Below are 24,852 nucleotides of genomic sequence, written 5' to 3'. Positions count from 1 at the left end.
GCAAAGTGACATTTTCTGAAACTGCTGAAAATGGTCAGAACGGCGGGCTGTTTCTGGGGCTAAACAATGGCGAACAAAACAAAGACTTCAGTCGCTATATCGAGAAAGGCGCTCTGGAGATTTTGCTGGAAGTTGAAAACTACGCCGAACACCCAACCCAAATTCTTAATGTCAGAATGGAAAGCCCTGCTGGTCACTCCATGACTTATTCCCTGCCTGAAGGTTTTGCTGATAACAGCCAGCAGAGTTACACCATTCCATTGAACAAACTGTTCACCAAAGCGGATGGTCAGATTGACCACGTTGTTCTTCAGAATATTGAAAAAGCCCTGGTCATCCAACCCCAGCCCATCTCAGATAAGCACAATCTCAGAAACATGAGTTACAAGGTGGGTGAAGTAAAACTCATCTGGGATTACACACCAGAAGCCTGACAAACAACCAGCAGGCTTTCATTGCAAAGCCTGCTTTTAAACAGCCCTTTCTCCCTCAGACTTTGACAAGAGGTCAAAATGAAAAAAGTAATCTCTGGCATCGTAGCTTCCGCAGCACTGGCTGCTTCTTTCAGCGCAGTAGCTATCGACACTCTGCCTGCTGAGCCACAGGCTCGCTTCAGAAAAGAAGTAGTGGAAATGACTCAGGTAATGGGTCTGAACCAGGAGCAGGCTGATGCCATCCTGAAACTGAAAGCTGATCTGTTCAAGAGCAACCGCAACGCTCAGGGCCGTGAAGAACGTCAGAAAAACATGCAGGATTACCAGAAGCACCGTCAGGCTCAATCCTAACAGAACCCTTTTTTTCTGTTATGACTAGCGGGCTGCCTTCTGGCGGCCCGTTTTATTTATAACCCTCAATTCCTGAGCAATTCAATGAATAAGACTTCCCGGTACTTAGCCCTCAGTACGCTCTCACTGGGCCTGCTGGCAGGATGTAACGACAGCAGCAAAAGTGACAGCCCGGTAGAGCAGCCGAAGCCCCCGGTTCCGGGAACAGAAACAACGGTATTTTACGGTTCTGAATCCAAAGGGCTGTTTCAGGCAAAAGTAAAAGACAGTGATGGTCAGCTGGCGGATATTGATTCAGGAGGAAGTGTCAGCCTCGGTAATATCTCCACTTCTTCTATTGACAAAGAAGAACAGGGCCTGCTTCGCATCAATATAAGAGGCAACAAGCCGGCAACGTTTATGACTGCCAGCTCTTCAGGTCAGGCTGTCAACATTGCCGGCTCGGCCTACCAGGATGGAATTTATCAGTTTGACCTGCGAGTACATGATAAAGCTTACGAGAACCACAAAGTCGAACTACAGGCATCACCTGCCTGGAACAACAGGGAATGGATTTCAAGAACAGCGTAATCGCTTTCGCGCTGACTTCTGAGTCTAACCTGAGTTTTGACATCGGCAATATACAAATGATTCCATTTTCAACGGACGCAAGCCCTGTATTAAATTGCACGAACGACAGCGAAACCCTGACCGGGCTAACCTCCGACGTTTACCGACGCTGGAAAGGACAGGATGGCGGTTTCGTCAGGACAGGCTGGGGCAACAACCCATCTGTTACCCACCCCGCAGAATTACACTTTCCTTCAGAGGGAGGGATCGGTGCCACATACAAAAATGACGGTTATGGCGAAAATGGCGGACTGATTCTGAATATAAAAGCGGATGAAAAACAACGGGATATCAGCCGCTACATTGAAACCGGTACATTGTCTTTTAATATCAAAGTAGCTCGCTTTGGCAGTCATTCCGGGGAAATGTCAGTTCACATGGGTTCCGGTAGCTCTGAAGAAAGTCACTCAGCAACATACTTAATCAAAGGACTGGCAGAAGGGGAAGAAAAAACGGTTCACATTCCATTGAAGTCATTCTTTATGACCGAAAGCGGTGCGATTGATATTACCTCGATTCAAACAATCAACCGGCCAGTGATGATTCAGCAGCCATGATCAATGAAGGCTAAACCTTGAATGGTATGGAGTTCATCATCAATAACGTATCGCTGAATATGATTCCGCCCTCAGGGGACTGCATTCCAACAGCCGGAAATAAGTAAACCGACGCGGCACCGCAGATCAGGTCATAATACTTAACTTAATCTGCGGAACCGTAACAAATACTTTCATCCCCCTCCTTCTTTTCTCTTTTATTGACATGCGTCGTAAAGACACACCCCTCATGCTTTTAAGATGCGTTACCTCCTAAAGCAATACCGGTCAAGCCACAGCCATGAAGCCAGTACTTTCTGCAAGCTCTGCCAAATCGACTTTTCACCTGACCTTATTAGCCAGTTGCCTGGCCTCACTGCTCTTGCAACCATCGCCCCTTCAGGCAGACCAGGAACCTCTGATGGCAGGTGGTCAGGATCTGAACGCCACCCGCGATGATCGCATGGCCTGGTTCCGCGATGCCAAGTTCGGCATGTTCATTCACTGGGGCGTGTACTCCATGTTTGAAGGGGAATACCAGGGTGTACCCTCTCCACGATATGCAGAGTGGATCTGGAATAACGCCCGTATTCCCGCTAAGGAATATATGGACACGGGTAAAGCCTTTAATCCTGTCGCCTATGATCCGGTGGAATGGGCAAAAATGGCAAAGGATGCCGGTATGACTTACATGGTGATTACTGCCAAGCATCACGATGGCTTTGCCATGTTCGACACTGAAGTCAGCGACTGGGGGGTTAACAACACCGAATGGGGCAAAGACGTTATTGCCCCATTGAAAGAAGCGGCTAATGAAGAAGGGTTGCGCTTTGGTATGTACTACTCACAGTCTCTGGACTGGGGTAACCACGGCGATGAAGGCGGTACGCACTGGGATCGCTCTTACACCGAATATTCCCGCGACAAGAGTGAATGGCCTGTGCGGTTCAACCAGTATATGGAAGACATCGCCAAGCCACAGGTAGCTGAACTCACTACCAATTATGGCGAAGTGGATATGTTCTGGTGGGATATGCCCAAGAATATCACCGACGGTCAGGCTCAGGATCTGGCAGATATTCTCTGGGGCAACCAGCCCAATATTGTCTCCAATGGTCGCTTAACCAGAACCGGCGCCACCTTCGATTACGGCGATTTCGATACCCATGAGCAGTCTATTCCTCCGGTTCCACAGCTGGAAACCTACTGGGAAAGCTGCATGACCATGAACAACACCTGGGGCTACCGGGTGTCGGACGACGACTGGAAAAGCACTTCCGAGCTGATTCACAATCTGACAGGTGTCGTTAGTAAAGGCGGCAACTATCTACTGAATATTGGCCCTAAAGCAGACGGCAGCTTCCCTCAGCCTTCTATTGACCGCCTGCGTGATATTGGCGAATGGATGAAAGTCAATGGCGAAGCCATTCACGGAACTACAGCAACACCTTTCCTGTTTCAGCAGGCATTCCGAGGTGCTACAACCCAGAGAATCCATGACGACGGTGTAACACTTTATCTGCACGTTTATGAGTGGCCAAAGAATGGTGAGCTGACCGTACTGGGCGTCACCAACAAAGAAGTCGGCGCTTACCTTCTTGCCGATGAAAAGCGTACTCCTTTAAAAGTGACACACGGTGAAAACACACTTCGCATCGCAGTACCTGAACAGGCACCTGACCAGTACAGCTCTACCGTTGTTCTGGAAGTAAAAGGTGAACTGCAACTGGAAGAAGTTACCGGTGTTATGACCGCCAACGGTATGGTACTTCGCTCACTGGATGCTGAAGCTGAGGGCGTGGAGTACAACGACTGGCATAACAGCCTGATGGACTGGACCGACACTAACGGCTCCGCCAGCTGGGAAGTGGATTTTGCAGAACCCGGTCGCTACGCCGTGCAGATGTTCCACGGCAATATGGAAGAATCCCATATGCAACTATCGGTAGGTGAGGACAAAACCAGTCTTATCATTCCTGCCAGTGGCGATACCAACATGCGCCGCAAGTACGCAAAGCCCAGCATTATCGGTGAAGTTAAAATCAGCAAAGCGGGTAAGCAATTACTGACCCTCACACCTTCTGAAGAAGGCTTTAGCAAGATCAACATGGGGGAACTGACTATTCTGCCATTGATTGATGCACTGCAGGGACCAGACGGTAATATCGCGCTTCACACGCTGAGTGCAGACTACGAAGGTGACGCCGTCGTCTATCGTGGCGCACGTCGATTCCTGGACCAGCAGAAAGAAACCCTGTCCTGGGAGACGACCATTACCCGTCAGACCGGAACCTTTGATGCCGTAGCCACCTATCGCAGTGAAGAACCTCAACAGGTCACTATGTATGTAGGCGACAAGGCTTATCCGTTTACCCTGAAAGCGACCGGAGAGTTTCCGGAGCCTCTTAACCTGCACATTGGTCAAATCGACCTGACCGAATCCGGTACAACCGAAGTACGTTTTGAAACCACCGCTAACGGCACCTTTGACTTCTATGGTATCGAACTGTACGAATCTGACTTTTACGCATCTAGCGAAGAACCGCTGAGCGTACAGTTCCCGATCGCCAGAAGCCACTTTGTCTTTGAAGACAAAGGTCAGGCACCAGACGCCCATTACGCAGACAAACTGCTTGATGGAAAATCCAGTACACGATGGATTCCAAGCCCGCGTCATCAGGACAATATGGGGTTTGAAATCGATTACGGATCTTCTCAACAGGTTAGCACCATTACGCCTGTTATCGAGACTCGCCTGAACCAAACCGATTATTTTAACTCTCTGGAAATGACCGTCAGCTATATGGACGACAGTGGTGAATGGAAGAAGTTCACTACTTTACCTGCCTCCGAAGCCAATAAAGGTTTTGAAGTGAACAAAGCAGCACGGCTGTGGCGTTTTGATTTCAGCTCTAATCGTCGAGGAACTTTCTCTGTAAGCCAGATGATTATGGAGAGTTAATCCTCCCGAAAAGCCACCTTCCGGTGGCTTTTCACTTTTAATAAAACCTTTGTTTTTTTGGTAATGAGATTTTTATGCAGGAAAAAATTGCAAAACTATTTGCCGCAACCACCCTGGCCACCTGCGTTGGTGTAGCCGCCGCACAACCGCCTAACGTTATTATCGTACTGGCAGATGATATGGGCTGGGGCGATGTTGGTTATCATGGCTTTGACGACATCAAGACCCCCAGCATCGATAAACTGGCTGAAGGCGGCACCTGGTTTCCTCAGGCTTATGTAACAGCTTCTGTGTGCGGGCCTTCACGAGCCGGCATATTATCCGGCATGCATCAGCAGAAATTTGGTTACTACGGCAACCATGAAACACTAAGCGTGATTCCCCATGACCAGCAGAACCTGCCGGAGATGATGAGAGAGCTGGGCTATAAAACCGGAATGATCGGAAAATGGCATCTTGGCTATTCAGATGACCATTTACCATGGAACAGGGGCTTTGACTTTTACTACGGTTCCCCCACCGGTTCTCATGATTACTTCCGATCCAGTGCCAAAGACGATGAAAAACGGAAGCGTTTTTACCCCGTATACCGCAATGGCGAGGTTGATACCCCTATTCAGGAACGCGGAGATTACCTCACCACGATTTATGCTGACGAAGCGGTTGATTTTATTGAGCGCAATAAAAAAGAACCATTCTTTCTGTACCTTTCCCATAATGCCGTTCATTTCCCATGGCAGGTGCATGATCGCTACCTTGAAAGGGTTAAAGATCTGGAAGTACACCATGAAGAGCGCCGGTTCTTTGCTGGTATGGCTCTGGCGCTGGACGACAGCATAGGCAGAATTGTTGATACGCTGGAGAAACACAAGCTGGATGAAAACACGCTGTTGGTTTTTTTAAGCGACAACGGAACACCAATAGGTCAGGGCTTTGAGCAACCCCGACGCAAGGAGCGTGGTACAACGACCATGTCCAGTCCCGGCGATTTCAATGGTTTCAAAGGCGACACCTATGAAGGTGGTATTCGTGTACCTATGGTCGCTTACTGGCCGGGAACCATTCCTGCCAATCAGGCTTACCCTCATCCTGTCGTCAGCTATGACTGGGCAGCAACGTTTGTCGCCCGCTCGGGAATGAAGCAACCCAGCCAGGGTCTGGAGTTTGACGGCGTTGACCTGCTGCCTTATATCACTGGTAAAAAACCTGCGGACGAACGCCCTCATGAAACCCTGCACTGGCGCCGGGATGAAGATTATGCGATTCGCATTGGTGACTGGAAGCTGACCAGAAACAGTAAAAGCGGCCCACAAACCATTCGCCTGTTTGACCTTGAGAATGATCCCGGCGAGCGTCATGACCTGGCGAATGTTCATCCAGAAAAAGCCCAGATGATGCAGGATACCTTTGACGAATGGGACAGCCAGTTACCTGACAACGTCACCGGAAAGCGCTTTAAAAATCGCAACTACGACTACCAAAAGGGTAAGCGCACCAATGTAGCCGAACTGAACGAGAAGCTTCAGGATTGATATTAACGCCTATTCGTTCATGTGGTGATGTCTATTAGAATCCCTGATCTTCTGTTCACAGGCACAGGCAATCACCTCAGTGAAAAAACGCAGCGTACTTCTATCTGCCCTGTTTTTTTGTTCCATGCAGGCCACGGCAAATCAAACCATTGCCGTGGTTGGGGCAATGGATGCAGAAGTAGTAACGGTTGCCATGAATACGCTCCCACGCTTTGGTGAGAGCGCCCGCTTTTATTCGATATGCATCGCCTCGGTCAGTGTTGATACCCCGCTCTCATTAAACGCTTCAACCGCAAAGTAGTATTCGCTGTGAACGTTCAATGAACGGATTTGCTTCTCACCTTGAAACTCATCAGCCCAGATCTGGTAAGTGTGATAAAGCTTGTCTGGCGCAATGCCAAAGCGAATATTGTAACCAACCGCATCATCAACCAGCTTCCAGCTGACAAACGCATTACGGCGATCATAATCCCTTCTGACATTCAACTGTTCCGGTAGCGACGGCACATCACCATTCGCATTACCAAACACCCGCAGCCCATTAACAGCCAGATGCTTTACGCCAATATGTACGTTTTCAAAGCGTACATAACGGGCGTTTACAGGTCCATCCAGCTCAATATAAATATTGGAGCGGTTTTCCTGCTTATCGAGATTGTTGCTGACTTCCTTCCAGTTTTTGTTGTCACTGGAAACGGATAAACGATAGTGGGTGTAAATTCGCTCACGGTATTCATCCGTGCGGTTGTCTCGCGGCAAAGGCGCCCGGTATTCGTCGCCAGTCACAAGGTAGTCCGCATAATTAATCTGAACCGCCTTGATGGTCATCTCATTTTCCAGATCAATCACCAACTGCTGGTCCGCATTATTTTCAGCAGCCACCCAGAAGTTTCTCGGGTTCTCATCAGAGACAAAATCTGCATCAAAAGTACGGTCGTTTTCCGGAGCCAGCGTAGACGTTGCAGTCACAGGCTTGTTGTAAGACAACAACATCCAGCCAGTAAACAGATCATTCGGATCACTGTATTCTGCGGTTGGAGCAAACTGAGGGAAGTCGGCAAAACGGGCTGTTGAGTACATAACCCCGTCTTCATCAACAGCAGAAGGCAGAAGCACATTCCGACGCTCAAACACCCAGTTCACGCCATACCAGTTGGAGCCACTGCGCCAGATGTTCCCGTAAGCATCCCTGAAGGTATTACCATGACCGGCACCGTGAACATAACCACCGGGTTTGTAGGTGACAGGGTTATGTTCCTGATAAGAAAAAGGTCCTAATGGAGACTCACCTACATAAATACCATCACCGTACACGTTGCCATCAGTACCCGGCCCAGCATACGACAGATAATAAGTATCTCCATGCTTCAGCATCTCCGGCCCTTCAATGTAAGGCGCTCGTGGAGAAGTATGGTCAAACCCCATTCGCTCCCAGCCATGCACATCCGGATGCAATGCCATCAACGGTTTGGCAAAACGGTCTACGTGCATACCAAAACGACGATTCTCGTTAATTTTGGCACCCCATAAAGGGTGAAGGTTGGAAGAGCCCCAGTAGATATACCACTGGTCATCCTCAAAATAGAGAGCAGGGTCCCACAGGTTAGTATCCCCTACGACAGGAAAGCCAAGGTCTTCATCGGCAACACGCCATTTACCGGACGCTGGATCATCAGACACAAACAACGGTGTCTTGCTACCCCTGCGGTGAGAAGCCAGCAGATAGATTTTGCCGTCTTTCACCAGTGCCGCCGGAGCGATCATATCTTTCCACTCCATACCTGTGTCCGGGTCTTTATCAGTGGTATCAGACTCTGAGCCCGGCGTAAAATAACTGACAGGCCAGTCACCGATTGGCTGAATATGATCCCAGTGAATCAGGTCTTCAGACATCCAGTAACCACGTCCCTGGCTGGCAAACATAAAGTAACCCTTATGCTCGCCCTCCACCTCATAACTCACGACCACCGGATCAGCACTTTGCCTTGTAACCAGCCCTTCGGCTTTGATGAACTGCCTTTGTTCCGGAATACGTTCACCGTACTGGTATTCGATATCAATGGGATTTATAAAGGTTGTCGCCGCATTCGCAGCAGTGGCTCCCATAAACGCTGCGGCTAAAGCCAGAGGAGCAAGAGATAATCGTTTCATTGCTTTTTCACCTCTTTACCCTTTTTCACTTCTTCACCAAAGTGCCGATAGCCGTTATTGACCGGAAAAGCCTTTCGGTTCCATCCCCATTTCTGAGGCTTATTGTTCTGGTTCCAGCTTTCAAACCTCTGCATTAAACGTGCTGCTTCTTCAGGGTAATCAGCCATCACATTCCTTTGTTCCCCGATATCATCAGAAATTTTAAACAACTGTGGGCGGGCATTTTTCATGTTTTTATTCGGAATAATCAGCTTCCAGTCACGATCACGTACCGCACTGGAACGCCAGTTATCCCAGAACAGGGAGCGATCCTGCAGCTGAGCCTGATCACCCTTGAGATAAGGCAGGATATTGACACCATCCAGCTTCCATTCAGGCTTTGACTGAATATTCGCCGCCGCCAGTGACGTAGGCAGAATATCAAGGGCAATAACCGGTTCATTCATGGTTTGTCCCGCAGGAATCGTACCTTTCCAGGTCACAGTAAACGGTACCCGAATGCCACCATCCCAGAGTGTGCCTTTCTGGTCTCTCAGGGGTGTATTAAGGGAGTAGTTAACGCTGTTATTACCTGTCGCCTTGCCGCCATTATCCGACAGGAAAAAAATCAGGGTATCTTCAGCCAGCCCATTGTCATCAATGGCATCCATAATTCGGCCAACATTGCGATCCATGGCATACCCCATGGCGACCAGCTTACGACGATTCTCGTCTTCAATATGGGCAAACTTCTTCAGGTCCTCTTCCGTAGCATCCATTGGATCATGCACAGCATTAAACGACATGTAGAGGAAGAATGGATCGTCTTTGTGCCGGTTAATATAATCAACGGCTTCACTGCCAAAGCGGTCGGTCAGATACTCTTCAAAGTTATCCACCAGTTCATCATCACGATAAATCGAGTAATACGGCGTTTTGACATAGGTTTTGATATTGTCGGCACCGACAAAGTAGTTGGTCGCACCATTGTTAAACCCGTAAAAGGCTTCAAAACCACGGTTGTAAGGCCAGAACTTCTGGTCATCACCATCGTGCCATTTGCCTACCATTCCGGTTCTGTAACCAGCGTCTTTAAAAAAGTTGGCAATGGTGGGAATATCCAGTGGCAACCCCTGTTCAATACCCTCTTCCAGAACAAAAGGCGCAACGTTATCGTGATAACCAAAGCGTTGCTGATAACGCCCTGTCAACAGACCCACTCTTGAAGGCCCGGATACCGGCGCGGTGACATAACCGTCTGTAAAAACAACACCGTTAGCGGCCAGGCGGTCAAGGTTGGGAGTATGAACATCTTTGCTCTGATTCTGAAAACCGGCATCGGCGTAGCCGAGGTCATCAGCGAACAGGATCACAATATTGGGCTGTCGACTTTCATCGGCCCCTGTTTGTTTTATTTCTGATGCTGCTAATGGCATCGACAGGGAGCTGCTGAGAGCAACGACATAAGCCAGGCGTTTTAATTTCATGGCAGTCCGGGGGGGGTAGCTGAAAAAGATCGGCCATTTTCAGCCAGTTTCGACAAGGGTTGATATGAGCCAAATCAACGATTTAAGAGAAAGCAGCCTATCAGAATCAACTTTCCAGATAACTGGACACAACTCTCTGTTTATGCGCGCCCCAGTAAGAGAAACGTTTATTATTCGACTCAGGCATCACTTTAATTTACATCAGAGAAGCGAAAATGTGCCTTCTTATACATCAATGGCGGTAGCATATTTAATTCGTCTTATGGACACCGAACTCTGAAATTTTCGTATGTTTGGATCGGCGCGCAGCACTCTCTCAAGAAACTTCTCGTAAGCCAGAATATCCTCCACACACACGATCAGCATGAAATCATAGCTTCCGGTAGTCTGGTAGCACTCGGTGACTTCAGGTGCCTTTTGTATAGACCTTTGAAACAGCTGATAAATATCCTTCCTGTCTCTCTCCATTTCTACGGATACGATCATGGTCAGTTTATTACCGGCCAATACAGGGTCGATCAGCGAAACGTCCCTGACAATGATTCCGCTTTCCCGAAGATGTTTAACCCGTTTCAGGCAGGCTGGCGGAGAGAGCCCTACTTCAGAAGCCAGTTCAATATTTGGTATTTTATTGTTTTCCTGCAGTATGGAGAGAATTTTCCGATCTGTGCGGTCAAGCTTCATAATTCAATTTATGCGTTTAACGATATGAAAAATTTCATTTTATTACCAAAATAAGAAATTTTTCATAGGTTATTTGCCATTTTTTCAAATCTTAAATAATAGCTCTCAGGTAGCATTAGCACACAAAATAGCTTTGGGTACCCGGTCATTATGAAAAGAGCAGCAGCATTTATCAGGGAATTATTAGAAGAAAGTGTTCAGACCAGCTGGTCTTTATATCGCGTCATGATTCCAACCATTCTGGTTCTCAAGGGTATCGATGAACTTGGAGGTATTACGTACTTAAGTCATGCTCTGAACCCTCTCATGTCTGTCGTAGGACTGCCTTCTGAACTGGGGATTGTCTGGGCAACAGCACTGCTCGTAAACATCTATAGTGCCTTAATCGTGCTGGTCAATTTAAATCTGGATTTGAGTGTTGCCCAGGTCTCGGTTCTTGGCAGTATGATCTTGCTGGCTCACTCAATTCCTGTGGAAGGCACAATTGCCCGTCAGGCAGGAGTGTCATTGTGGTCGACGGTATCAGTAAGAGTAGGTGGCAGCCTTATATTCGGTTTTCTACTTCACCACCTTTACGAGACAACAGGCACACACCAGCAAACTGCTCAGATTCTATGGCAGCAAAGCAGTCATCCTGCGAACCTTATGGAATGGGCTCTGGGCCAGATACAGAATTTGGCCATTATTTACACCGTCATTACCCTGCTTATGCTTGTGCTGAAAATTTTGAAAAAGTTGGGGATAGAGACTTTGATGGCCGCGATACTAAGCCCGTTTCTGAAGTTGCTGGGAATCAGCAGAGCGGCTACAAACCTGACCATTATAGGAATGACACTCGGATTGTCGTATGGTGGGGGATTGCTGATTAACGAGGCAAAAAAAGGCCTGATTAAACCCAGGGATATCTTTTGCTCAATCATGCTACTGAATCTGGCTCACAGCATGGTTGAAGACACATTGTTAATCCTTCTGACTGGTGCTGACTTTATAACTATCTTCTGGGGGCGACTTATTTTTTCTGTTTGTCTGGTGGCAACAATATCCTTCTCTCTTCGTTTTCTGGATGCAAAAAAGTGTGAAACCTATTTATATCGATCAGTTTCCCGTTAATCAGACAGCCTCTGAGTAAGCGTCAGCCAAGCGGCACCTTATCGATGCCCATAAAAAAAGCCAGCCATTGAGTGGATACAATGGCCGGCTTACAGGTCAACTCGATAAATTATTCAGGACGTTTGTAGTCAGCAGGTTTCGGGTTGAAGTAATCGTTGTACTGGTTAAAGAACTCAGTACCCAGGTTCTCTGGCAAAGAAGCCAGACCAAACAGCATAGTTGAGAAGTCCACACCTTCTATCGCACTAGCACGCCACTTTGGCTGATCCTTGCTGTAACGCCACAGAACGGTTCCACCTTCAGGCAGCTGGTAAACAGCGGACTGGCTCTCATCGCGATACAGAGCCACCAGATCGTCTTTGGCGCGCTCAAACTGTGGAATAAAACCGGCAATGATATGGGGGGAAACCACCATAAACTCATTCATGTTTGGACGGTCAGGCTCAGCGATCTGGATACGGTCTACACAGTAACCACCCGGGCAGTGTCCTGCACCCGTCCCCCACTCGTATTCCTGCAGACCTTCAATTTGTGTCTGGTCCTGAAACCACCGGTAATCAGCCTTTGCCGCTTTAGCCGCAGCCTGCTGAAATTCTTCATTGGCTGAGAAATCGTTTAGCAGATAATGGTTGAACACGAAGTTAAACATGGACGTAAACCAGTCATCACCTTCGGACAGAACAGGGATGTCCTTGTAGTAAGCTACCGGCAGATTTTCAGTGGTCCCATACCATTTATCCCAGAATGCAACTGCGTCTTTACTTTGCTGGCCACGATCAAAATCAACCGCCTGCTGCTTGGCAATAGCAGCAACGATCATGTATTCATTGAACGCCTTGGTTTTGTATTTACCCATGTTGCCGTCGTTGTCCTGAACCAGATAAATCTGGCCCTGTTCAACATCAGCGATGTACTGAGTCAGGTCAGTGGTTTCGTACAACTCATCAACCAGCTCAGCGATTTCCTTATTCTCAGGGAAGTAACGTTTGATGAACAGAGCGCCGCTCAGCATGATTGCGCTGTCGATAGGACTCCAGTCTTCACCAATCTGATCGCCATTGTCGGTATCGAAGAAGTGGATGTAAGTATTGGTTGGGTTACGTGGTACAGAAATGCCCGGACCTTTACCAGCCAGCATACGAAGGGAAACCAGCGCCAGCTCCTCCGCTTCCGGCTCCCAGCCCATCTCATGACCAATGGCCAGAGCAACCAGACCCATACCGGAGTTAGCAATTGAGCCACGGTTAGTGCTGTGCTCGAAGTACAGTTTGTCCTCGTAAGAACCGTTTTCGTTACGGGATTGCTGCCAGAATTTGTAGCTACCTTTGAAAATCTTTTCGATAATCTCAGCGTCAGTTTTTTCAACAATAACGGCCTGTTCAACAGTTTTGGAGGTATTGGCAGACACAACGCTGGCCAGGGGCGACAGGGCTGCGCCCATCAGCAGGGTAGCTAAAATCTTCTTCATGGGGGGAGTCAATCCGCTAATCAAATTAATGTCTTTATTGATAGCTTTGGATGCTATCAGAACAAATCTGCAACTTTCATGATCTCCGTCAATACGAATCGAAACGTTTCTATTTGTGAGCGAAACCTAACACTTAGGGTAGACATTAAGCCCCACCCATTAAACACAATCCCAGTCGTATGCGCCCTGAACAGCTATCCCGTGCAAGGTGTTCACGCTTAGCGTTCTGTTCCCAGAATAAAAGGAGCTTTCTTATACAAGCCATCAGGCGCTTACCTGACTCCATCAAAGATAAAACCATATTGCCAAATAAATGGGTTCCGCTTTTCATGACCTTGTGCGTCGAAATTTCCTCGATGGCTCCACTTCCGTAGAGATTTGCCTGTGCAGCATGGGCAAGATACCTTTTCAACGTCACAACCACAAAAGACATCAGAATCAGGCTGAACACCAGTGTGGCTGATTTTGTATTAAAGCGATGCCATCCTGAGTAGGATTTGATCTCTTTGAAGATCAACTCTATCTGCCACCGGAGGCGATAAGCCTGAAGCACTTCACTCAGAGTAAACTCAGCGCGATTCAGGTTCGTTACAATGAAAGCCCACTTCTGTTTCTTCTCATTCCAGCGGACAACCAAGCGGTATGGCCAGCGCTTGTAGCCAGGCCATTCCACATCAAGGTCGAGACATTGATCTTTAGGGAAGCCAGACAGGACATCCTTCAGCTTTTGACCTTTGTAACGGTTAAGGTTTTTCCCATCTTCTCTTACTGCACTGAGTATCGTCGGATTGATGCTTTGTGGTGCCTTGCAGATAAAAAAGCCTTCCCGATCATCAATAGCCGCAAAAAGTTCCAGTTCAAAGTAACCGGCATCCATGAGCATTAGGACGTAAGCCATTGAGCTCGGCAATGGCGGCAGGCAGTTCCTTTCTGAACGGGTATCTTCTGTGAGCTGCACTCGCACCAGATTATTAGTGAGAAAATCCAGTGTCGTGTGAAGTTCTACGGCTGCCGGACTGACCGCTGAAAACCGTCCGGGGAACGCTTCCTTCAGCGCATCATAGACAGCCTGTGAGGAACCGTCATGAATAAGAATATGTTCAAACTCTGAAAATGGACTACTTTCATCAAATGCCATGACCTTCCGGGAAAATATTTCCAGACATTGCAGCCATAGCCATAGAATAAGGGCGGGCAGAACATCTTTTTTAGCCTGATTTGCCCAAGACCGATAGGACACGTTCAGGCCAGTCAACTCGTTAAATTTACGGTGTAAATCAGCCTGGATGTCAGAGTTTCCATCACCACCAAGGGCAGCAATAAGTGACAGGATAAAATCCAAAGGATGTATATGTCGCTGTCGTATAGTGAACCTCAGTTGTTCAGCCATCTTGAAGAGTTCTGACTGGTTGAAACAGGCCAGCAGTTTTTTTCAACTAATCTACTATTTGCAGTACTCATCTTGTTCAGCTTTGATATTGTAGTTCAAACGTATTTTGGCTGCTCAAGGTGAGTTCTGCCTCCGGGGATGCTGTTTTCTTGAGCTTAATGTCCACCCTAAGATGTCAGACAAGGCAATATTTCTACTTATCCTGTCGATACCAGTACGCATCAGGGCGTGCTTAACGTAAATACCAGTTCAGGCAAGCCTGCAAAAATATTTTCCAGAAGCGCTAACGAACTGGGCGTCGACCTCAGCAGCAGTACTGCCAATGCCACTTTAAAGTTTGATTTCCATGTTCATCGCTTTAACAATCAGTTGGGTAAAGTAACCGTTGAACTGAGCATTGACTCCCTTTCTGTCAGCCCTACTTCAACTATACACTCAGCCTCTGTTGATATTTCCAGTGTTGCGCATACCTCTCTAGGCAGCGGTCTTCAGAACGTTAAAATACCTCTTGCCTGTTTCCAGGATGCAGGTGTCAACTTTAGCGAGACCCTGACGGCCTTTTCTTTTGAGTCCGATAAAGATATTAACTTTGACTTTGGCAATGTTCGTATTGTCAGCAACTCAACAAACAGCAATATTGATCTCCAGTGCGATAGCGTGGAGCCTATAAGCCATGTACTAGACCTGTACAAAGCTGAAGACAAAGAAGTTTTCACCCCTGTTGCTGGTGCAGACAATACCGGCTGGGCAACCAACGTTGGTCGCTGGGGAGCGGCACAATCTTATGGATTCCCAAATGTCAGGCAGACGGTTCATTATCCTGAAGCGGAGCCCGGACAAAACTCCGGTATTTCATTCCGCCTGACCAAAGATGAACTGCCGAAAGATTTAAGTCGATATATCAATACCGGTGCACTGGAGATTGAGTTTGAGGTAGAAGACTACGCCAACCACCCAACCCAGATTATGAACGTCCGGATGGAAACCATTACAGGCATGCCAAATTCCCAGAACGTTGCCCTGGCACCTGGGATGGGTGGAGAAGGGCCTGTAAAAGCGATAGTGCCTCTAAAATCCCTGTTCACTCACGCCAATGGCAGAATTGACTTCAACTCACTCAAAAACGTTGATCGCGGTTTAATTCTGCAGCCTCAACCTGTACAGAAGCCTCACTCATTGCATGGAATGATGTATAAAGTTGGTAATATCCGACTGGTTACAATCCCTTAAGACATTCTCCCGTCGTTGCTCTCGCATTAAGATGCGGGAGCGACATGACTGCCTGCCACCTTGAAACTATACCCATCCTCTCTGATAAAGCTGGTTTTTCCGTAAAAGATACTTCAACACCACCTCGCCAAAACCGGTCTGAGAGGCTGTCGGACGCGGAAGAAATCTTCTAACTATACAGAACTCTGAAAAATTGGGCAGACCAGAGACTGACGTAATGGTTATGAAGCTGGATATAACTGAAGTTAGAGGAATGCTCCAGAGGATTCTGGAATTTCAGACCAACTCCTGACGAGTCGTCAAAAAAAAGTGCAGGGAAACCTGCACCAAAGGAACCAACTTTCTTTTCATGAAAGTGCCACATGCCACAAAAAAAGCCCCAACATTGATCAACAATGCCGGGGCCAGTCATTCAAAACCGGTTTAAGACCAATCAGTCAACCAGCTTGAACTCAGCCTTCTGAACGTTGTCAGAAGCAGTACCCACAAATACGTGGAAGTTGCTTGCTTCAGGACCCCAGGTCATGTCACCACGGTAGAATGACAGATCTTCTGCAGTCAGAGTGAAGGTTACGTCTTTGGATTCACCTTTTTCGAAGTGAATCTTCTGGAAGCCTTTCAACTCTTTAACCGGACGGGTTCTGGAACCAACCAGCTGACGGGTGTACAGCTGAACAACTTCTTCGCCTGCGAAGTCACCAGAGTTAGTGACGGTAACAGATACAGACAGCTCGTCGTCTTCCATCTTCAGAGTGTCAGAAGACAGAGTGATGTCGCTGTAGTCAAAGGTGGTGTAGCTCAGACCGTGACCAAACGCGAACAGAGGCGTGTTCGGGGAATCATCATAGCGAGACTTGTAGTGCTCCTGACGCTGATTCTCGTTGTCGGCATCGTATGGACGACCCGTGTTCTTCATGTTGTAGTAGATTGGAATCTGACCAACAGAACGCGGGAAGGTCATCGGCAGCTTACCGGATGGGTTGTAGTCACCCACCAGCAGGTCAGCAATCGCGTGACCACCAGAAGTACCTGGGTACCAAGCATGCAGGATAGCGTCCAGGTTCTCGTATTCCCAGCTCAGGTCGTTAGGACGACCGGACATAACAACACCGACCATTGGCTTGCCAAGCTTTTTCAGCTCTTCCATCAGCTCGCGCTGATTACCAGGCAGGGTGATTTCAACACGGGAAGCCGCTTCACCGGACATGCGCTGCTCTTCACCAATCGCCAGAACGATGACGTCAGCTTTCTTGGCCGCTTTAATCGCCTGTTCCATGTTGCGCTTGTGAGCTGGTTTGCCAATCTCGTCACGCGCTACAGAACGGATACCGATGTGAGAAGAAGTCTCGTCTGCATCGTGCAGGTGAGCATAAGTCGCACCACCGTGACGGCCAGCTGTGTGGATCTTCACATCTTTACCCAGACGCGCTTCCAGACCTTCCTTAATGGAAACAGGCTGAGTACGACGGTCACCGGCAGCCGCCCAGTTACCGATCATGTCACGCTTGCTGTCAGCCAGTGGGCCCAGCAGAGCGATAGAGTTGATCTCTTCCAGGTTCAGAGGCAATGCACCGTTGTTAGACAGCAGTACGGAAGACTTACGAGCAGCGTCGCGTGCCAGTTCCAGGTGCTCTTCAGTCAGGATATCGGTTTCAGCACGATCCTTGTCGAAGTAACGGTAAGGATCTTCGAACAGACCCAGACGCCATTTCATTTCCAGAATCAGACGTACGGAGTGGTCGATCTTCTCTTCGTCAACACGGCCTTCAGCAACCAGCTCAGCCATGTAGTCCATGTAGGATTTACCTACCATGTCCATGTCGGCGCCAGCGTTGAATGCGATTTCAGCAGCGTGCTTGTCGTCACGAGCGTAGCCGTGAGGAACCAGTTCGTTCACAGCGGTGTAGTCAGTGACTACGAAGCCTTCGAAGCCCCACTTGTCACGCAGTACTTCGGTCAGCAGGTAGTGAGAACCCGTCGCCGGAATACCGTTCAGGTCGTTAAAGGAAGTCATAACGGTAGCGATACCGGCATCAACCATTGCCTTAAACATTGGCATCTGGCTGGACCACAGTTCATAGTCAGATACGTCAGTGGTGCCGTAGTCACGGCCAGCCTGAGACAGGCCGTAGCCTACCATGTGCTTGGCAGTCGCCAGCATGGTGTCGGTGTCAGACAGGTTGTCGCCCTGGAAACCCTGTACACGGGCAACAGACATTTTGGTCGCCAGGAATGGATCTTCACCCGGAGCTTCGGATACACGACCCCAACGTGGGTCACGAACCAGGTCAGCCATAGGAGCAAAGGTCCACATGATGCCGTCAGCGGTCGCTTCTTTAGCCGCTATACGCGCACCCATTTCAGCCAGCTCCAGGTCCCAGGAAGCTACTTCACCGATAGACTGTGGGAAGATGGTTTTGTGACCGTGGATGATGTCGTGACCGATAATGATAGGAATACCCAGGCGGGATTCTTCAACCGCTCGCTTCTGCAGGTTGTAAGCGCGCTCATAGGTGAAGTTGTTGAATACGGAACCCACTTTACCTTCAGCGACCCAGTCTTCGTACTGGTGGTTAACCTGGGAACCGGTCACAGCCATGATACCGGACTGAAGGTCCAGCTGGCCGATCTTTTCTTCCAGGGTCATTTTGGAAATCAGGTCAGAGATGAAAGCATCCATTTCTTCTTTTTCATCGTTCCAGTGAACGACAGAAGCAGGCTGTTCCATGCGGACAGGGTTCATTACGGAGCCGAAATTGGATGCACTCGTTGATGCGAAAGCAGTAGAAGCTGCAATTGCACAAGAGATAGCAACCGGGAGAAGTCTCAGTTTCATAATCACTCTAGTTTTGTTTGCCAGTCTTGAAAATATGGCGGGCCTTTCACCCACCGGCATTCAGGCAACAAATTGATTCATTATCAAATGATCACAAGAGGGTTGTTGCCCGGTGCATTGATTCAGTTGAATTAGAACTTAACGTTGAAACCAAACTTGAAGTACAGGGTTTCGCGGTCGCCGGTACCTTCATTTACATAACCATCGTCGTCTTCATACTGTTCACCGGTTCTCCAGCCGAGGTTGGCGATCAAGTCGAAGTTACGGTTCAGAGGCAGGTTGTTATTGACTTGCCAGTTGGTGTAGCGAACACCACGACCATTATCCTGACCATTCTTACCAACGTTTACGCTGAACTGGGAACGCATACCGTTGCTCCAGCGATGGGCAACAGATGGCTTGATATTGCGGTTCCAGGTGTTGTTCGGGTTATCGTTTTCAGTGAAACCCATTTCCAGACCAATGTTCGTCGTACGGTTCAGACGGTAAATGTAAGTCGGGTTGAAGTTGTAGGCCTTGTTATAAAGGCGAGGATTGTTGTTACCGTAGTTTTCAGTTTCAACATAACGGAAGTGGCCGGTAATGTTGAAGGTGTGATCACCCATGCGGTAGTTAAAGCCCGGCTTGATAGTGTAAGCCTGCTCTTCAACCGGGCCACCATTACCCGGAGAACCGTCAGGGAGACGGCCCCGGTTGGCATCAATCGTTCTTCTGATCGGGAAGGCCATGAACCAGCTGAAGTTCGGGCTTACATAGGTGTCAAATCGTGGGTTAATGGTGGCAGTCAGGCGCTTACCAAGATTGTCATCCATATCACCATCACGATAAGTCAGGTTACGTTCGTTAATAACGTAGCCCACACGAAAACGGTCATTAATAGTAGTACTACCATCAATCAGGAAATTGGTGTTCTGGGTCTTCCCCTGATTTTCAAACCGGTTTTCAGTATGTTCCGTACCAATAAAAATACGGGTACGCAGAGGAGCCTGACGCTGCTGCGGGCGGCGAGTACGGTTTGCATTGGCTTCCATATTGTAAGCATCAAACACGTCAGCGCTGAATTCCGGCAGATCAAAACCATCAGTTGTCTGATAATCCATTGCGACTGCAGGCAAGGCAAAGGAGCCAAGCATAAAAGGAAGTAATAACTTTTTCATAATGGTAATACTGCCGAAACCTAATCCGTTATCCGTTGCTAAATGTGTTGCTTTTGTGGTGGCTTGTTCACGCTATTGCGCTGGCAGAATTCTATTTGCAGGCAAAAACGTTCTTAAATAGTGAATGCGATAGACACCAACTGCGTAAGTTTAATTATCTGCAGCTTTGTCTGGCTTGCATAAATGGCGAGTCAGTTTCGCCAAATCCAAAAAGCAAAGCGAATATAATGGGTTCGTCGAAACGCATCAATACGCTGAAGATTTCAAAAATCAACACAGATTTCAGTGAAACCCTTTGTTTAAGCGGTCTGCAAAGAAAACAGGCCGTTAACAAAAAATATCATTTAATTGATCTATATCATTCGAACTGTCAGTTTCGCGTATAAACCCCCACCACGTAAGGGCTACAGCAATGTTTTAAAACATACCTTTACTGTAACAAAGCCTGAAATAAGCTACCTTTTTACTAATTAAATGTGACTCTAATTGAGAAAAATTGATCTGGATTTGTATTAGGTTTTGTTTTTATTTTTCCGAAATCGTTATTCCTTGACCCATTTAGCGAAATTTCGTATCGTCGCCTCGCTTTGTAAACATTTCGATTATTTCTGGTTGTTGCTGAACAGCAGGTAAGCTTTCCGCTTATTTAACAAAGAGAAATGTCTGGTGATATCAACGGATCAAGCCAGCATTTTCCAGTCAGCCACCGCAGCCATCAGCCTACAAAGAAGCATGGATTTAAGTATGAAAAAAGCTGTTAAAACTTTTGCTCTCAGTGCTATATCGGTAGCCTTGTTGTCTGGGTGTATTCTGGATGATAAGTATGAAGATGGTTCTGGTGGCTCCGGTGGCGCCCCTGCTGAAAGAACCAACAACACTGTGAACTTTTACGGCTGGGCAAACACTGGCAACCTTGGTAACGATGAAGCATTTGAACTCTTCACTGTTGACAGCACAGGCAAAATGACTCTGATCGAAAGAGAAGACGTTAATACCGATCAAGGCAACATTAAAACCGGTGAATACGATCCTGAAGGCGAAGGCTGGCTTCCAGACGACGCTGTTCATGTAACCATCACAGATGGCGCTGGCGGTAGCATCATCGCCAAAAGTGACACCCGATGGGACTTTACTCCAACCACAACAGGTGCCAAGTGGGGCAAAGGCGTAGTTCGTACAACCATCCACCCTATCACCACTCCTGAAGCTGACAGCCGTGTATTCATAGAAGTTCCTGGATCAAAACTGGATATTACAGACCTGTATAACTCTCTTAGTGGCAGCACTCAGAATGTAGGTCAGCGCATTCAGATTGCTCACTCCTGCTTTACTGGTTCAAACCTGACAAGCACCACTACGCCATTCAAGTTTATTTCAGAATCTGACCTGGAATTTGCTATCGAAGAAATCACCATTCGCTCTAACTCTTACGCAAGTGGTGGGTACGCTTACGACTGTAGCCTGAACAATGAAAAAGCCAGTGATGAAATTTTCTCTCTAGCAGAAGGCAGTGACCTTGAAGAAGCAACCGGCTGGGCTTCAGAAATTATACACTTCCAGCATGGTAACGGCGCCAGTTTCGCTGCGAAAAACAATGGTGTTGAGCTAACTGTTGGCGGTAACGGTAATACTGGTCTGGAGTTTGCCTCTCCTTCGGAAGACGAAGAAAAAACCTTCAAAAATCTGAGCTATCATGTTGCAAACTCCAAGCTGCAGTTCAACCTGATTGTTGACAACGTTCCTGCTGAACAAAAGCTGCCTAACTTCAGAGTAAGAATGACTGGTGATGAAATCGATCATCAGTTTGATGAGGATGGTGATTTTACTGGCGATGACTACAAAACCACTAACACCCCGACCATTAACATTGATTTGAGCGATTATGTAGAAGGTCAAGTTAAGGTAGTCGAACTCCCTGTTGCTGCATTCTTTGAAGCTCCAAATGGGGAGATGAAAGCTAACCTGCCTCGTAACATCAACCGCATTTTGATTCAGTCCAATGGTGGCGCCGGTGGTGTGTATGCTGGTATGACCATGCATATCTCCGACATTAAGTTTGTTGCAAATCCAACTGACTCTGAATAAGAATGGACTCATAGTTCCAGAATAGTTCCCACGCCCGGCGTGGGAACGCCTCTCTCCAGATCATACTTCCAGGCCTAAAACCACTCGCCTTCCCTTTTCAGACAAAAGAAACATCGTTACTCACTGACAGCCTGCTTGCCTGGATTACCCGCTCCTTTTGGCCGACGGTACTCATAGAATTTCCCTAAACTTGTCTTTGCAGGCACGTAGCCTACAGGCTACAATCCTTCTATGAGCTACGAAATTGTAACGACAGATACGTTCAAGAGGTGGCTTGCTAAGGTAAAGGATCGCCAGGCAAGAGACATAGAGCAGGCCAAAGCTATATTAAAAAACTTGAAGGAATAGGTTATGGGCGAAAAACTTACACCATTCAACCCAGTTGATTTTCTCCAGGGAGAAGATGAAATCGCTGAATTTCTGTCAGAAGCTTACCTTGATGATGACCCCAATGTTTTCATCATTGCCCTGGGTCATGTCGCTAAGCATAAAGGCATCAGTAACCTTGCAAAAGAAACGGGCTTAAACAGAGAAAGCCTCTATAAAACCTTCAATGGAAAAGTTCAGCCAAAATGGGATACTGTTCATCGTCTCTTACGCGCACTCAAGGTAAGGCTTGCCGTAGCATAAGAGCTCTCGTTTCACGGGTTCAAGCAACAGTCAACAGCTTGATACAGGGCAGTTCAATTCCGCACGCAGTGTGTGCGGAATCTCGGGAAAGCACTGGGAATAGGTAATCTTTACATTTTAAAATCCATAATAGTCCGGTCAGAAATCCATAAAAGTCTGGCACTGAATCCATATTAGTCTGACTTGAAATCCATCTTGTGCAGTTCTCCGGTGCGCCAACCGCACCAAATCCTATACATCCCCCATAGAAACCAATTGACAGATTTCACTTTCAGTCATACTATTCTGTCGAAACGTTTATACTCTGTTTTTGTGATAACCGTAAACAGTCGTATGTATCAGCGTACCCGGAGTAGCTTCCATTTAGTCAGCTGAACACACTCGAAACCCGGTGGATAATTTCGGCTGACTTACAGACCGCTGACAAGCTCTTACCGACCCATGTAACAAAACCCTACCAAAGTGTAGAGTTTGATACATATAATACCCGTCGTGCCAAACAAACGTTTCAAGACTCAGAGGGCAGGGTTGTAATAAATCAGCCTCTGTCCCACTTTCGTAGTGAAGCAGCAGAAGAAACAACACTTCAGTACCATGTTAGTACTGACAAACAATTAAACGATCTTCAGGCAAAACTGAACAGCAGACACCTGAAGAGCCCTCTGGCACCCTAAGTCACCAGACCGTGTCAGACCCAGCGGAGATGTAAAGCAGTGAAAGCCACCATCAAGGACGTAGCCAGAGAAGCCAGGGTTTCAATCTCGACTGTGTCCTATGCCATCAACGGAAAAGACCGGATCAGTGAAAAGACACGCCAGCACGTTCTGAAGGTTGCCAAAAAGCTAAACTATGTGGCCAATGGCAACGCAAAACTGCTGAAACAGAAAAACACCCGCGCCATCGGCATTTTCTTCAACTCCTGGTTTGGCCCCATATACAGCGAGATCGCCCGGGGTATTGAGAAAGCAGTTCACCAGGCCGGTTACGACCTGGTGGCCTGCAGCCTGTATGGTGAGGAAAGCTCCACCGCCTATAAATACCTGCGCGACCGCATGGTGGATGGTGCCATCATCCTGACCAACTCGTTTGACAATGAGTTCCTGACTTCCATGGCCTCAAAAGATCTGCCACTGGTGGTGCTTGACCGTGAAATTCAGTCACCCCATATTTACAGCATTCTTATCGATAACTTCGGCGGTGCTTTCACAGCCACCAAAACGATGGTTAAAAGTGGCGCCAGGGAAGTGTATTTTCTGGGTGGCCCGGAAGACTCATACGACAGTCAGAAACGACTGGATGGCTATATTGCGGCGCTCGGTTTCTGTGGTGTTCCCGTCAATCACGACTTTATTCTGGAATGCGATTTTACGGAAGAAGGTGCCTACCGCAAAATGAACGCCCTGTTTGACAAAGGCGTTATCCCGAAAGCCATTTTCTCCGCCAACGATGAGATGGCACTGGGTATCTACCGGGCAGCCCGCGAGCATAACCTGAGCATTCCAAAAGACATTAAAGTCGTTGGTTTTGACAATATTCGGGAAGCAGCAGTCACTACGCCGCCCTTAACCACAATTTCTCATCAGCAGTTTGAAATGGGCATCAGTGCTGCCGAAACTTTGTTTCAGGCATTAAAAGGCAACAATGACATCGAACCTATTCGAATCCAGCCCACCAAGCTGATCGAGCGAAATAGCCTGTAAATAAAACCTGTAGGTTGGGTCGAGCGATAGCGACACCCAACACAAACACAGTGACCAGCATAGTTCTCCCTGAAGCTTTTGCTCTGGACATTGTGTGTTGTCATCGTGTTGGGAGTCACTTAGTTCGTCCCAACCTACGGCTACCAACAAAAAGCTTGCAAAAAGCCAAGATAAAACCAGCCTTCCTTACACTTTGTATAAATCGTTTAACCAGCCTAAAACCCTTATAATTAAAGGCTTTTATAAAGATTTAAATACAGATTAACTGAAATCAACTAAAAATTTCAGCATTCATTGACCTGTGTCTTACAGGTTGTCACTTCTGTGTCGTTACTATCACCGAATTGGACAGTCTCGACTCCCCTCGTTTCCAGAGTTTAACATCGACATCTGCTCATTATTGGCTGATTTCAATGTCCCTGAAGGCTGCAGACCTTCCATTTCCGGAAGCAGGAGAGATCGTTTCACTGAAACGATTGCAATGTACTGTCCACCGTTTTTTGTTGTGGCCTGGCTGAAGC

The 24,852-nt window shown here is 47.7% G+C and carries 19 protein-coding genes; 12 read left to right on the top strand and 7 right to left on the bottom strand.

What is annotated here, in order from left to right; genetic code table 11:
• Window positions 1-5: 5 nt before the first annotated feature.
• The 6 genes from V5J35_RS15210 (at window position 6) to V5J35_RS15185 (ending at window position 6,424) form a co-directional block, all read left to right on the top strand.
• Window positions 6-434, top strand: coding sequence for a hypothetical protein (locus tag V5J35_RS15210; RefSeq protein ID WP_354007954.1), 429 nt, complete (start codon window positions 6-8; stop codon window positions 432-434).
• Between the two features lie 78 nt (window positions 435-512).
• Complete coding sequence (locus tag V5J35_RS15205; protein ID WP_354007953.1) at window positions 513-785, top strand: hypothetical protein; 273 nt, start codon at window positions 513-515, stop codon at window positions 783-785.
• Window positions 786-869: 84 nt separating this feature from the next.
• On the top strand, window positions 870-1,355 hold the full coding sequence (locus V5J35_RS15200; RefSeq protein ID WP_354007952.1) for a hypothetical protein: 486 nt from the start codon (window positions 870-872) through the stop codon (window positions 1,353-1,355).
• Window positions 1,334-1,951 carry a hypothetical protein gene (locus V5J35_RS15195; protein WP_354007951.1) on the top strand — a complete coding sequence of 206 codons (618 nt, stop codon included), beginning with the start codon at window positions 1,334-1,336 and terminating at the stop codon, window positions 1,949-1,951. The genes V5J35_RS15200 and V5J35_RS15195 overlap by 22 nt, the downstream gene beginning before the upstream one ends.
• A gap of 280 nt (window positions 1,952-2,231) precedes the next feature.
• On the top strand, window positions 2,232-4,892 hold the full coding sequence (locus V5J35_RS15190) for an alpha-L-fucosidase (RefSeq protein ID WP_354007950.1): 2,661 nt from the start codon (window positions 2,232-2,234) through the stop codon (window positions 4,890-4,892).
• Window positions 4,893-4,966: 74 nt separating this feature from the next.
• Window positions 4,967-6,424, top strand: a complete 1,458-nt coding sequence (locus V5J35_RS15185; RefSeq protein WP_354007949.1) for a sulfatase family protein — start codon at window positions 4,967-4,969, stop codon at window positions 6,422-6,424.
• 231 nt (window positions 6,425-6,655) lie between these two features.
• Here the strand turns inward: V5J35_RS15185 and V5J35_RS15180 are convergent, their stop codons facing one another.
• From V5J35_RS15180 to V5J35_RS15170, 3 genes are all read right to left on the bottom strand, one after another.
• A complete protein-coding gene (locus V5J35_RS15180; RefSeq protein ID WP_354007948.1) occupies window positions 6,656-8,575 on the bottom strand; it encodes a family 43 glycosylhydrolase in 1,920 nt (639 codons plus the stop codon).
• Window positions 8,572-10,041 (bottom strand): sulfatase-like hydrolase/transferase, encoded by a 1,470-nt coding sequence (locus V5J35_RS15175; RefSeq protein WP_354007947.1) that lies wholly within the window; start codon window positions 10,039-10,041, stop codon window positions 8,572-8,574. The genes V5J35_RS15180 and V5J35_RS15175 overlap by 4 nt, the downstream gene beginning before the upstream one ends.
• 225 nt (window positions 10,042-10,266) lie before the next feature.
• Window positions 10,267-10,725, bottom strand: coding sequence for an Lrp/AsnC family transcriptional regulator (locus V5J35_RS15170; protein ID WP_354007946.1), 459 nt, complete (start codon window positions 10,723-10,725; stop codon window positions 10,267-10,269).
• A gap of 150 nt (window positions 10,726-10,875) precedes the next feature.
• Here V5J35_RS15170 and V5J35_RS15165 point away from each other — a divergent pair, with 150 nt between their 5' ends.
• A complete protein-coding gene (locus V5J35_RS15165; protein ID WP_354016426.1) occupies window positions 10,876-11,835 on the top strand; it encodes a hypothetical protein in 960 nt (319 codons plus the stop codon).
• A 109-nt stretch (window positions 11,836-11,944) separates the two neighbouring features.
• Here V5J35_RS15165 and V5J35_RS15160 read toward each other — a convergent pair whose 3' ends face one another.
• Together V5J35_RS15160 and V5J35_RS15155 are read right to left on the bottom strand one after the other, a co-directional pair.
• Window positions 11,945-13,303 carry a hypothetical protein gene (locus V5J35_RS15160; protein WP_354007944.1) on the bottom strand — a complete coding sequence of 453 codons (1,359 nt, stop codon included), beginning with the start codon at window positions 13,301-13,303 and terminating at the stop codon, window positions 11,945-11,947.
• Between the two features lie 145 nt (window positions 13,304-13,448).
• A complete protein-coding gene (locus tag V5J35_RS15155) occupies window positions 13,449-14,726 on the bottom strand; it encodes an IS4 family transposase (protein WP_354011307.1) in 1,278 nt (425 codons plus the stop codon).
• Window positions 14,727-14,882: 156 nt separating this feature from the next.
• Between V5J35_RS15155 and V5J35_RS15150 the strand changes: the two genes are divergently transcribed.
• Window positions 14,883-15,923, top strand: coding sequence for a putative glycoside hydrolase (locus tag V5J35_RS15150; protein WP_354011306.1), 1,041 nt, complete (start codon window positions 14,883-14,885; stop codon window positions 15,921-15,923).
• Window positions 15,924-16,356: 433 nt separating this feature from the next.
• Here the strand turns inward: V5J35_RS15150 and bglX are convergent, their stop codons facing one another.
• Complete coding sequence (gene bglX, locus V5J35_RS15145; protein WP_354007943.1) at window positions 16,357-18,666, bottom strand: beta-glucosidase BglX; 2,310 nt, start codon at window positions 18,664-18,666, stop codon at window positions 16,357-16,359.
• 13 nt (window positions 18,667-18,679) lie between these two features.
• On the opposite strand from bglX, the gene V5J35_RS15140 reads away from it, so the two are divergent.
• Window positions 18,680-18,835: a hypothetical protein gene (locus V5J35_RS15140; RefSeq protein WP_354007942.1), complete on the top strand. Its 156-nt coding sequence runs from the start codon at window positions 18,680-18,682 to the stop codon at window positions 18,833-18,835.
• 55 nt (window positions 18,836-18,890) lie between these two features.
• On the opposite strand, the gene V5J35_RS15135 is transcribed toward V5J35_RS15140, so the two are convergent.
• The gene (locus V5J35_RS15135) at window positions 18,891-19,916 is read right to left on the bottom strand and encodes a hypothetical protein (protein ID WP_354007941.1); all 1,026 of its coding nucleotides are present in this window, start codon (window positions 19,914-19,916) and stop codon (window positions 18,891-18,893) included.
• A 744-nt stretch (window positions 19,917-20,660) separates the two neighbouring features.
• Between V5J35_RS15135 and V5J35_RS15130 the strand changes: the two genes are divergently transcribed.
• From V5J35_RS15130 to V5J35_RS15120, 3 genes are all read left to right on the top strand, one after another.
• Complete coding sequence (locus tag V5J35_RS15130; RefSeq protein WP_354007940.1) at window positions 20,661-22,001, top strand: hypothetical protein; 1,341 nt, start codon at window positions 20,661-20,663, stop codon at window positions 21,999-22,001.
• 351 nt (window positions 22,002-22,352) lie between these two features.
• On the top strand, window positions 22,353-22,631 hold the full coding sequence (locus V5J35_RS15125; protein WP_354007939.1) for an addiction module antidote protein: 279 nt from the start codon (window positions 22,353-22,355) through the stop codon (window positions 22,629-22,631).
• Window positions 22,632-23,344: 713 nt separating this feature from the next.
• A complete protein-coding gene (locus V5J35_RS15120) occupies window positions 23,345-24,331 on the top strand; it encodes a LacI family DNA-binding transcriptional regulator (protein WP_354007938.1) in 987 nt (328 codons plus the stop codon).
• Window positions 24,332-24,852: the final 521 nt, after the last annotated feature.

The sequence above is a fragment of the Endozoicomonas sp. NE40 genome (genome assembly GCF_040549045.1).
GTDB lineage: Bacteria > Pseudomonadota > Gammaproteobacteria > Pseudomonadales > Endozoicomonadaceae > Endozoicomonas_A > Endozoicomonas_A lisbonensis.
Note: the sequence above shows the minus strand (reverse complement) of the source record. Positions and strands in the feature narration are given on the sequence as shown.

Coding starts and splice junctions, on each gene's coding strand:
- V5J35_RS15125 (WP_354007939.1), top strand. CDS start 22,353: ATGGGCGAAAAACTTACACCATTCAACCCAGTTGATTTTCTCCAGGGA.
- bglX (WP_354007943.1), bottom strand. CDS start 18,666: ATGAACCCTGTCCGCATGGAACAGCCTGCTTCTGTCGTTCACTGGAAC.
- V5J35_RS15165 (WP_354016426.1), top strand. CDS start 10,876: ATGAAAAGAGCAGCAGCATTTATCAGGGAATTATTAGAAGAAAGTGTT.
- V5J35_RS15160 (WP_354007944.1), bottom strand. CDS start 13,303: ATGAAGAAGATTTTAGCTACCCTGCTGATGGGCGCAGCCCTGTCGCCC.
- V5J35_RS15180 (WP_354007948.1), bottom strand. CDS start 8,575: ATGAAACGATTATCTCTTGCTCCTCTGGCTTTAGCCGCAGCGTTTATG.
- V5J35_RS15175 (WP_354007947.1), bottom strand. CDS start 10,041: ATGAAATTAAAACGCCTGGCTTATGTCGTTGCTCTCAGCAGCTCCCTG.
- V5J35_RS15200 (WP_354007952.1), top strand. CDS start 870: ATGAATAAGACTTCCCGGTACTTAGCCCTCAGTACGCTCTCACTGGGC.
- V5J35_RS15135 (WP_354007941.1), bottom strand. CDS start 19,916: ATGAAAAAGTTATTACTTCCTTTTATGCTTGGCTCCTTTGCCTTGCCT.
- V5J35_RS15170 (WP_354007946.1), bottom strand. CDS start 10,725: ATGAAGCTTGACCGCACAGATCGGAAAATTCTCTCCATACTGCAGGAA.
- V5J35_RS15190 (WP_354007950.1), top strand. CDS start 2,232: ATGAAGCCAGTACTTTCTGCAAGCTCTGCCAAATCGACTTTTCACCTG.
- V5J35_RS15130 (WP_354007940.1), top strand. CDS start 20,661: ATGAAAAAAGCTGTTAAAACTTTTGCTCTCAGTGCTATATCGGTAGCC.
- V5J35_RS15195 (WP_354007951.1), top strand. CDS start 1,334: ATGGATTTCAAGAACAGCGTAATCGCTTTCGCGCTGACTTCTGAGTCT.
- V5J35_RS15205 (WP_354007953.1), top strand. CDS start 513: ATGAAAAAAGTAATCTCTGGCATCGTAGCTTCCGCAGCACTGGCTGCT.
- V5J35_RS15185 (WP_354007949.1), top strand. CDS start 4,967: ATGCAGGAAAAAATTGCAAAACTATTTGCCGCAACCACCCTGGCCACC.